The sequence below is a fragment of the Pseudomonas huaxiensis genome (assembly GCF_003231275.1).
Lineage (GTDB): Bacteria > Pseudomonadota > Gammaproteobacteria > Pseudomonadales > Pseudomonadaceae > Aquipseudomonas > Aquipseudomonas huaxiensis.
The window spans coordinates 160332-167172 of record NZ_QKVL01000012.1 but is presented as its reverse complement, the minus strand read 5'-3'; the positions used below and the strand labels follow the sequence as shown (position 1 = coordinate 167172).

Genomic DNA, 6841 nt, shown 5'->3' with positions numbered 1-6841 from the left:
GTTCATACAGACCCACGCGGTCATTCGTACAGCGTGCGGAACGTTTGCGCCTCTTCCACCAGCCAGTCGTGCACGGCCCGTGCACTCGGGTGGGCCAGGGTTCCGGCGCTGTACAGCAACACGTAGCGCTTGTGATTGGGCACCGGCGAGCCGAACGGCACGATCAGCGTGCCCCGTTCCAGTTCGTCGTTGAGCAGGGTACGCCGGGCAATCGCTACGCCGATCCCGGCAATCGCCGCTTCGATGGTCAGGTGGTTGCGGTTGAAGGTGTGCCCGCGTCGCACGTCCAGTCCCTCGGCGCCAATCGCTTCCAGATAGAACTCCCATTCCGCGTATTCGGAACTGCCGCGCCAGGCTGTGATGTCGTGCAGCAGCGGGTAATGCACCAGGTCGCTCGGCCCGTGCAACGGCGGACGGCCGCGGAGCAGGGCGGGGGAGCAGACCGGGAAGATTTCTTCGTCCAGCAGCGGCGTCGAGTGCATGCCAGGGTAGCTGCCGTCGTTGAGGTCGATGGCGAGGTCGAAGTCGCCTTCGTGCAATGAGTGATTGCTGTCCTCGGCCACCAGGCGCAACTGGATATCCGGGAAGCGTTGTTGCAGGCGCGGCAAGCGCGGCGTCAGCCACTTGGCGAGGAACGAGGGGATCGAGCGCACGCGCAAGGTCCCGCGGATCTCCCCGGCATCCAGCCGGCGCAGTTCGGCATCGATGTTGCCGTAGGCTTCGTGCACGGTCAGTGCCAGACGCTGGCCCTCGGCACTCAACTCCACGCCACGGGCACGCCGCAGGAACAGGCGAAAGCCCAGGCGCTCTTCCAATTGACGAATCTGCTGGCTCACCGCGCCGGGGGTGATGTGCAGTTCTTCGGCGCAGCGGGTGAACGACAAGTGCCGCGCCGCGCAGGAAAACACGTGCAACCAGACGTACATCTGGCCGTTCATTTGTCGCCTCATCGTTTAGTCCTGCTAAAGCCTTGCTTAGAAAGTTTCGTTGGTCATCGCCCGAGCGGCGCGGCAGTATCGCCCAACTTCGCGACACCTCTCAATTTTTTCACCGTGCACCGAAAGGGTCGTCGTCGTTCGGGCACGCAGGCATTAGCATGGCTATCAGTGTTTTCGATCTGTTCAAAATCGGCATCGGTCCGTCCAGTTCCCATACCGTCGGCCCGATGCGCGCCGCCGCGACCTTTGTCGAGGCGCTGCGCGGGCAGGGTGTGCTGGACCAGGTCACCCGGGTCGAGGTGCGCCTGTACGGTTCGCTGTCGGCCACCGGCGTTGGCCATGCCACCGATCGTGCCTGCCTGCTGGGGCTGATGGGCGAGTGGCCGGACCGCATCGATCCGCAGAGTATCGGCCCGCGTATCGAACAATTGCAGGCCACCCGCGTACTGATGCTTGGCGGTGACCAACCGATCACGTTCGAGTGCCAGCGCGACCTGCTGCTGCTGAACGAAAGCCTGCCTTACCACCCCAACGCCATGACGCTTGAAGCCAGCGGCGACAACGGCCTGCTGCTGCAGCAGACCTACTACTCGGTGGGCGGCGGTTTTATCGTCGAGGCCGCGCAATTGACCGAAGCGGGCAGCGGTGCCGACGCGGTGCAACTGCCGTATGAGTTCTCCAGCGCCGAGGAAATGCTCGCGCTGTGCAAGCGCCACGGGCTGCGGGTCAGTCAGTTGATGATGGCCAACGAACTGGCCTGGCGCGAAGAAACCGAAGTGCGCAGCGGCTTGTTGCAGTTGTGGGCGGTGATGCAGGAATGCGTGGTCAATGGCCTGCGCAACGAAGGTATCCTGCCGGGCGGACTGAAGGTCAAGCGCCGCGCCGCCAAGCTGCACCGCAGTCTGCAGGAGCTGGGCAAACCCAACGTGATCGGCTCTACCCTGAGCGCCATGGAGTGGGTCAACCTGTTTGCCTTGGCGGTCAACGAAGAAAACGCTGCCGGCGGGCGCATGGTCACCGCGCCGACCAACGGCGCGGCGGGGATCATCCCGGCGGTGCTGCATTACTACATGAAGTTCAACCCCGAAGCCTGCGACAACGATGTCGTCGACTTCCTGCTGGCCGCCGCTTCGGTGGGCATTCTGTGCAAGAAAAACGCGTCTATTTCCGGCGCCGAGGTCGGCTGCCAGGGCGAGGTCGGTTCGGCCTGCGCCATGGCCGCGGCAGGACTGGCCGATGTGCTCGGGGCAAGCCCCGCGCAACTGGAAAATGCGGCGGAAATCGCCCTGGAACACAACCTCGGGCTGACCTGCGACCCGGTCGGCGGCCTGGTCCAGGTGCCGTGCATCGAGCGCAACGCCATCGCTGCGGTGAAGGCGATCAATGCCGTGCAAATGGCCCTGCGCGGCGACGGCGAGCATTTCATTTCCCTGGACCGGGTGATTCGCACCATGCGCGACACCGGCGCCGACATGCACGAAAACTACAAGGAGACCTCCCGCGGCGGCCTGGCCGTCAGCTTTGTTGAATGCTGAACCCCTTGGCGCGGATCGCTAACGCGCCACCCTGGTTATTCATAGGCGATAAAAACAACTACAAGGCGTAATCAATGACTGATGTAAACACCACGAACCTCGGTGTCGCGGCGAGCACGGCTGCGCGCGAAACGGGCTGGAACCGTCACGACACCACCTGGACCCTCGGCCTGTACGGCACCGCCATTGGCGCCGGCACCCTGTTCCTGCCGATCAACGCCGGCGTCGGCGGCTTCTGGCCGCTGCTGGTGCTGGCATTGCTGGCGTTCCCGATGACCTTCTTTGCCCACCGTGGCCTGACCCGTTTCGTCCTGTCCGGGCGCAAGGGCGGCAACGAAGACATCACCGAAGTGGTGGAAGAACACTTCGGCGCCGGCGCGGGGGCGATGATCACCTTGCTGTATTTCCTCGCGATCTTCCCGATCCTGCTGGTGTACAGCGTTGCGCTGACCAACACCCTGGGCAACTTCCTCGAACACCAGTTGCACATCGCGCCGCCGCCGCGGGCGTTGCTGTCGCTGCTGCTGATCTGCGGCCTGATGATCGTGGTGCGTTGCGGCCAGGGCATCATCGTCAAGGTGATGAGCCTGCTGGTCTATCCGTTCGTGGCGGCGCTGCTGTTGCTGGCTCTGAGCCTGATCCCCAACTGGAACGGCGCATTCTTCGCCCAGGCGGCCGAGGGCATGGCGCCGGGTCTGTTCTTCAAGACCTTGTGGCTGGCGATCCCGGTGATGGTGTTCTCGTTCAACCACTCGCCGATCATCTCGGCCTTCGCGGTCAGCCAGAAGCGCCGTTACGGCGAGCAGGCGGATGAGAAGAGCGGGCGAATCCTCGCGCTGTCACACCTGATGATGGTGCTGACGGTGATGTTCTTCTGCTTCAGTTGCGTGCTGGCCCTGTCGCCGACCGACCTGGGCGCGGCGAAGACCCAGAACATCTCGATCCTGTCGTACCTGGCCAATCACTTCCAGACCCCGGTTATCGCCTTCGTTGCGCCGCTGATTGCGCTGGTGGCCATCACCAAATCCTTCCTCGGTCACTACATCGGTGCCAGCGAAGGTTTCCAGGGCCTGATCGTCAAAGGCCTGCGTGGTCGCGGCCGCAGCTTGTCGGCCAAGCGCCTGGAGCAACTGACGGCGCTGTTCATGGTGGTGACCTGCTGGATCGTCGCTACCCTCAACCCGAGCATTCTCGGCATGATCGAATCCATGGGCGGCCCGGTGATTGCCTGCCTGCTGTTCCTGATGCCGATGTACGCGATCAACAAAGTGCCGTCGCTGCGCAAGTACTCGGGCAAGGTATCGAACGTGTTCGTGGTGCTGGTGGGGTTGGTGACCTTGTCGGCGATTGCCTGGTCGGTGGTGGCCTGATTTCGTAAAAGCATCGCTGGCAAGCCAGCTCCCACAGGTACGTCGCACACGGACACTGTGGGAGCCGGCTTGCCGGCGATGAGGCCCGACACTATTTCGCCAAATACGCCCACAACGCATCCGCAACGCCCGAGCCCGCCTTGCCATCCCCGAACAACCGTTGCCCGGTCTGCAGACCCAACTGCCGATAGCTCTCGAATTGTGCTTCATCGAAGAACTGGTTGGCCGTGCTTTCGTTGGGAAAGGTTGGGTGTTCGCTGGCGTAGTTGATCACGTCCACCGGCAACCCGGCGACGACGTTGGGTTTGAGCAGAAGAATGCGTGCGGTGCGCTCGCCTTTCTGGTTGCTGACGTTGAATAGCATGGCGCAGCGCAGGCTGTCGCCTGGTCCCGGCGCGGCGAAGTTTTCCGGCAGGCCGAAGTAGGGGCCCAACACCGGGTCGCCCAGCACATCCATGTCCTGCCTGATTTCCAGCGCCTGGTCGATGCGCGCCAGGCGGATCAGGTTGGCCAGATCGTCGAACTTGTAGGTCGGGTCGGCGCCGCAGTCACACATCACGATCAGCTCGACATTGCGGCCTTCACGGATCAGTTCGTAGGTCGCGGTGTTCTCGAAATGACCGCCATCCGAGAGGTACTGGAAGTCACGGCGCAGGCCGTGGAAGTGGGCGGTCAGTTCATAGAACAGGTACGTCTGGGTCGGGAAGGCCGTGGCCCAGCCTTTGTCCCGCCAGACGCGCGGGGCCCCGGTCTTTTCATCGTCTTCAAGGAAGTTCGCCGGCCACCAGCTCCCCAGGCGTACGTTGGTGAGGCCGAAGGCCAGTGAGGTGCCCAGGCTGGTGGCACGCCCCAACCCCGTGGAAAACGCCGCGCCGGAGGTGGCGACCCAGTGCGCCAGGCCCAACGGTTGATAAATTTCGCTGGCGATCAAGCGTTGCTGGGTACCACGTTGGCGCGGGTCGCCGTCGAGGATGTAGCTGACGCTGGCCAAACCCGGTTGCCCACTGGGCGCCAGACACAGCGGCTTGCCTTTGCGGTCGCGCTGCACCAGTTGCTCGGCCGGGTCGACCGTCAGGTTCATGGTGACGTTGATCAGGTGTACCGGGGCACAGGTAGTGGTGCCGTAATAGGTTTCGATCGCCACGTCATCGCCGGGCAGGGCTTCGGCGACGCTCATGCGTTGCTTGCGGACCTTGCGACTATCTGCGTCGAAACGCCGGCCATTGGAGGCGCCGAGGTAAGCCCGAGCCAACCGGCTGGAATAGAAAGACTGCAGCGAAGACTGGTTGAGGAAGCCGATAAAGCGGCCCGTGCCGAAGGCCAGGATCGCCGTCACCGGTACCAGCACCGCGAGGCGGGTGAGGGCGTCGTTTTCCAGCCCCTGATAACGCACGAACTGCACCAGCAAGCCCCACAACACCGCGACCAGCATGAAGATCGTGATCCCGGCCGCGCCGGCGATCACGCTCATCGGCAGACGGCTCAACCAGCTCGGCATGTCTTTGTCGTCACTGAACGCGGACAGGCCGCGAACAACGGCGATCAGCACCGGCAACAGCGCGGTGGAGGAAATCAGCGGCCCGCGCTGCTCGCTGTTGTAGATCCACTCGGTCAGCCAGGGCAACAGGGCGTAGAAGCTGGCGACCAGCACCGCAATCAGTGCCTGGCTCAGGTAGCGGGTGACCAGCACCCGGTAGGTACGCACGCAGTCGTTGCGGGCCATGGCTTCGTCGCGGTCGCGTTTGTGCTTCAGCGACCGTCCGATCCACACGGCATAGCCAATCCCCAGCCAACTGACAGCGCCGAGTCCGACCAGAATGGCCCGCAAATCACCGTCCATGCCCCAGGGGGCGAAGGCCAGGCCGAAGAACATCAGCCCCGCAGCGAACGAGAGGACGGTGGACCAGTTGAACAGGTGCACGGGTTCGTCCTGATTCTTCTGGAAATACACCAGCCAGAACGCCGCCATCAGCGGGATCACCGCCACCACCGTCAGCAGCCCCGGCACCCACCACAGTGAGCCGCAGAGCAGTTGCACCACGCCCATCGGCAACAAGGCGGCAACCGGCGAACAGACCACACTGCTGGAGATGACAGCCTGTAACAACACGGCGGCCGCGAGGGTGAACAACAGCGGCAGGCCAATCACTACATGCAACGCCAGCAGGTTGCGCAGCGACAACGCCAGCACATAGAAGAGGTCGCCGGAGCCGCCGGGGGTCAGGTAACGGCCGTTTTCCCGCAGCCAGGCCAGCGGCGCTTCCCCGGGTGGCGAAGTGCGGTAGTCGGTGCTGGTATGGATGCGACCCGGTGGTTCGTAGTCGAGCACTTTGTAGGCGGTGTCGGCGGCCTGGACTTCCGGGGGGCTGGCGACCGGCGCCTCGTCGGTTTTGCGCAGGCGGTCGGGAAGGAACAGGCTGCCGAAGAACGAGCCGAGGTAGCCGCCACCGCTGACGGTGGACAGGTAATCGAACTGGGCGATCAGGCGGTTGCGCGGTTTTGCCTGGTCGTTGTCCGCCCCCGGCGCTTTCGCCCGGGCCAGCGACTGCAGCACTCCCAGGCAGAACGTCGCGCTGCGAATGCCGCCACCCGAAAGCGCCACTGCCCAATGGGCCCTTTTCTCGTTGCCGAGGCCAAGCAAGCTGCGGCGGGTGTCGATCCGCGCATGTTCGGCACGGTATTGCGTGCGTTGCTCGGGTGAAACCTGTTCCTGTGACACGGGCTGTTCCTTGTCCATGTTCCGCCTGCCAGATAGGTGGATGAGCGTCCTGGCGAAGGAGTGTAGAGCAGCAAAATAGCCATTAGCCAGCACTGTGAGCGGGTTCACAAAAACACTGCACGCAAACCTATAAGAAGCCGCGATAAGTACCGGTTTTTCATAGCGAAATGAAATTAATCGAGTGGTTGGAAATAGCCTAGTCTGGGCGCTTGCAAGGAGTTGTATCGTAACTGGCGTGGCGGATTAACCGGTCTGTCGCGCGGCTGTCAGTTCAACCGG

The 6841-nt window shown here is 63.3% G+C and carries 4 protein-coding genes; 2 read left to right on the top strand and 2 right to left on the bottom strand.

Annotation, left to right across the window (positions count from 1 at the left end):
* Positions 1-20 precede the first annotated feature (20 nt).
* On the bottom strand, positions 21-950 hold the full coding sequence (locus DM374_RS15540; protein WP_110970658.1) for a LysR substrate-binding domain-containing protein: 930 nt from the start codon (positions 948-950) through the stop codon (positions 21-23).
* Positions 951-1096: 146 nt separating this feature from the next.
* On the opposite strand from DM374_RS15540, the gene DM374_RS15535 reads away from it, so the two are divergent.
* Both DM374_RS15535 and DM374_RS15530 read left to right on the top strand, forming a co-directional pair.
* A complete protein-coding gene (locus DM374_RS15535) occupies positions 1097-2473 on the top strand; it encodes an L-serine ammonia-lyase (protein ID WP_110970657.1) in 1377 nt (458 codons plus the stop codon).
* A 74-nt stretch (positions 2474-2547) separates the two neighbouring features.
* Entirely contained in the window at positions 2548-3843 is a 1296-nt protein-coding gene (locus tag DM374_RS15530; RefSeq protein WP_110970656.1) for a serine/threonine transporter, read from the top strand.
* Positions 3844-3934: 91 nt separating this feature from the next.
* Here DM374_RS15530 and DM374_RS15525 read toward each other — a convergent pair whose 3' ends face one another.
* Entirely contained in the window at positions 3935-6562 is a 2628-nt protein-coding gene (locus tag DM374_RS15525; RefSeq protein WP_225422513.1) for a patatin-like phospholipase domain-containing protein, read from the bottom strand.
* Positions 6563-6841 lie beyond the last annotated feature (279 nt).

Excerpts from the sequence above, each read along its gene's own strand:
- DM374_RS15540 (WP_110970658.1), bottom strand. The coding sequence starts at position 950 with ATGAGGCGACAAATGAACGGCCAGATGTACGTCTGGTTGCACGTGTTT.
- DM374_RS15535 (WP_110970657.1), top strand. The coding sequence starts at position 1,097 with ATGGCTATCAGTGTTTTCGATCTGTTCAAAATCGGCATCGGTCCGTCC.
- DM374_RS15530 (WP_110970656.1), top strand. The coding sequence starts at position 2,548 with ATGACTGATGTAAACACCACGAACCTCGGTGTCGCGGCGAGCACGGCT.